The organism is Butyrivibrio sp., from assembly GCF_024699075.1.
The window spans coordinates 1-3445 of the sequence record NZ_JAILQF010000200.1 but is presented as its reverse complement, the minus strand read 5'-3'; the positions used below and the strand labels follow the sequence as shown (position 1 = coordinate 3445).

Sequence of the window (3445 nt, the reverse complement as noted above, 5' to 3'; positions counted from 1 at the left end):
GTACAAAAAGACGCATCGCCCCTGTGCATAAGAAGCTCTTTTAAAAATCCCTTATCTGTGTAAATAGTCTCCCACTCAGGAACCTGCACGACATTTGGAAGTTTTGACCCGTCCTCTGCGATCTCGTCTCTTCCTGTCTGCGCGATAAGGGCATTATTTCTAACAAGGGCATCAACAAGCCTTTCATACATGAAGGGTTCTACAAAGTCGTCGCTATCAACAAAGCCTATATAGTCGCCTTCAGCCTTTGAAAGGGCATAGTTCCTTGCTTTTGATGATCCGCTGTTTTCTTCATGAAGGGCAGTTACGTTGTCATACTTTTTGGAAAGCTCATCTATTATCTTTCCTGTATTATCCGTAGAGCCGTCATCAACTACCAGGATCTGCGTAAGCTCTTTTGGATAAGTCTGATTCACAACAGACTCAACGCATCTTGTTATTAGATTTTCAATATTATATGCCGGTATTATAACCGTTATCTTAGGCCTCTCCATATATTCCTCTTCTGCCGTTTAGTTTTGAGCTCCAGCTTCCTTATTCAGAGCATCACTCTTCCGTATCTCTTTCTTATGAATCTGTCTGTACAGATCCATTCCAATAAGTAGTATGATCCCAAGGAGCATAAATGCAAATACTACAAGGTTAGCTGTCGTAAGTGATGACGATGCTCCCCACAAGAACCTTGTATAGGTCACAAGTGTGATGCTCTGCAGCATTATTGCAACACACAGGCGCTTAAATCCGAACATTCCATATATGAAGGCGAATATCTCAGCCACATATCCGTATCTTTCATGCATGCATGGCAGGCAGTAGACTACGAGCTGGCTTACAAATACAACGAGTGTCAGATAAAAGAGCTTATTGTCACTAAACTTTTTGTTGTAGATATAGTAGGCAAGTACTCCAAGGAGCATCACTGTTACAAGCTCGCCGCAAGGTATTATCATCTGTCTTATAGACTTGCTGATGTCTGAATAGATGATGGTATAAATGTTAGGATAGTTCATTGTAAGTCGTGAGAACATTGATACCTGATTGCCGTAAATTCCAAGAAGGGATCCAAAGGTCCTTCCGACAGGTTCAAGTACGAGAGTCTCTCCTGATGCCGCAAAATCCGTAGTCCAGGTAACATTACCGGTATCTACAAGGGATGAAAGTGCTACAGTAACTTTTTCAGGAACCATGGCTCCTGCTATGGCTGCAGGAATTATTACAAGCACGTACATTAAAGGCACAAGGACTATGTAGCGGATCTTTGTCTTATTGCGAAGCCATGCGATTATTAGTACTGGGGCAAAAAATATTGCCTGCTGCTTCCAACAAAAAGATATGGCAAAATACAGCCAGGTCCTGAAGTCTCTTTTTTTCAAAAGAGAAAGAAAACTAAGGAGAAGAAATGATGTATATATAGCATCGTTCTGAGCCCACGCTGCGGAGTTAAGAAGCATTGTAGGAATTACAAGCATTACGCCCATTGACATCATGGATTTACGTGTGCTGCCTGTCATCTCATATATGATCCTGAAAGTTGTAACTGCGATAACAACATCAAATACGCAGTCTGAGAGCTTTACAAGGAACATGTCATTGCCGCCGCCATTATTAAAAAGGTTAAGGAATATGAGAAGGTACTGATACAGACAGTTGTAGTCAAAGGTTGACAGATGGTCTGCTCCTGATGGCTCTACGCCTGTATAGGGGACGCCTGCTGCGTGGCAGTTTCTTATCTCTTTCATCCAGTCAGCAAATGCAAGCTCATAGTCACCTGATATAAGCCCAAATACAGTAAATCTTGCAACAAGGCCCAGCATTATGATCGATACTCCAAAAAGGATATCGATGAACTCCATAGGAATTCCCAATATATTGATCTTTTCATGTAATAATCTGTCAATTGACCTGTTGTCGTTCTCCATGTCATTCTCCATTTCTGAGTATTTGCAGGTATTAGGATCTTTATCAGATATAAGTTTACTTAACCATCCCACATAGCTTTCAAGAATATGAATCTTTTATCTTTTATCATTTTTCATATGATCATGATTCTTTCATCCTGACTATTTTCTGATTTCTAAGGTTAAATCTTTGGCCAGGTCACCTTTCAAGCGCATGATATATTTCAAGAAGTCTTGCATAGTTAACATCCGCATCATGTGTCATGCGGGCATGGCTTCTTGCATTTTCGCTATATACGCCTGTTATGACCTTCTCTTCCCATATCTGTAGGATTGCCTGGGTCAGTCCGTTTACATCCCCTGGCTCAAAAAGGATTCCGTCTCGTCCGTCGTCAAGCATGCTTGGGATTCCGCCTGTTCTTGATGCAACTGTTGGAACGCCAAGGAGCATGGCTTCTCCGACACTGTTTGGCGAATTCTCTATTACTGAAGGGCATACAAATACGCTCGCTTTAAGATACTGCTCTTTCATCTGCTTTGCAGAAAGCTTTCCCAAAATAGTAACGTTATTTTTAAGACGTCCTTTAATTATGAGCATTCTAAGATATCTTCCATAGGCTGATATTCTCATAAAAAGAGGATACCTGCTGCCCTTTATCTGCACTCCGTTTTCATTGGGCACAGTAACTGTCTTTCTGTCGATTCCGCCTATTATGCTGTTGCCGGCGACATAGACATGAGCATCAGGATATTTTTCTATAAGGGCAGGAAGTGCCTGAAGCACAAAGTGGAAGCCCTTTAAAGGGTAGTCTCCCTGGGACAGGAAGATGGAATGGGGCACTGCGTCTTGTTCCTTCCACTCTCCTTCATAAAAGTCCTCCCTCATTGTCTCGTTCATAAAGTGATACTTGGCAGCCGGATTTATGGCAAGAACTGCTTCTCTGTCAAAAGAGGTACGGCCTGTAACATGGCCTGTCAGCTTTATCATGTCTCTTTCGTTCTCGCCGCGAAGTCTGAACTTGGCCTGCTGCTCTATAAGTGAGTCCTTCTTGAGCTTATCTCTAAGTGTCAGATCCTTCCTTACGTATTCCGGAAGATCTGCCATATATTCATTAGCTATGGCCCAGCAAAGTCCCTGTATTCCAAGAAGAGTCCTTTCCGGCCTGTTAAAGGCTTTGAGCATGGCAAGTGAATGCGGGAACTCTGTTCCGAAGATGTGCACAACGTCAGGCTTATAGTCTTCTAATATCTCTTTAAACCTTATCTCAAGCTCAGGCTTATAGATTTCAGGCGTGTTAAGGTCTTCATGGAAGGCATAGAACATGACTGTATCTATCTCTTTTTTGTTCCACTTTTCGTGCTCAGACACAGGGAAGCATACAGCAAGGTCTATGTCACACTTTCCCTTTTTGCGCTGATCACTTATTTTGTCAAAAGAGCCTGAAAGCCAGCCTTCACGATTTGTATATTCAATTCCTTCATGTCTGGCAAAAGCCGGAAGCATGATATTACAAAGCCACAAAACTTTCATCTGATCACCATTTTCC

Annotated in this window: 3 protein-coding genes; all 3 read right to left on the bottom strand. The window is 42.2% G+C overall.

Annotation, left to right across the window (positions count from 1 at the left end):
* Positions 1-494: glycosyltransferase family 2 protein (locus K6G87_RS07980; protein WP_296835655.1), on the bottom strand; the 494-nt coding region annotated here is incomplete at its 3' end.
* A gap of 18 nt (positions 495-512) precedes the next feature.
* Positions 513-1919, bottom strand: a complete 1407-nt coding sequence (locus K6G87_RS07975; protein ID WP_296835654.1) for a hypothetical protein — start codon at positions 1917-1919, stop codon at positions 513-515.
* Positions 1920-2097: 178 nt separating this feature from the next.
* A partial coding sequence (locus K6G87_RS07970) for a glycosyltransferase family 4 protein (protein ID WP_296835652.1) occupies positions 2098-3445 on the bottom strand: 1348 nt, incomplete at its 5' end.

Coding starts and splice junctions, on each gene's coding strand:
- K6G87_RS07975 (WP_296835654.1), bottom strand. CDS start 1,919: ATGGAGAACGACAACAGGTCAATTGACAGATTATTACATGAAAAGATC.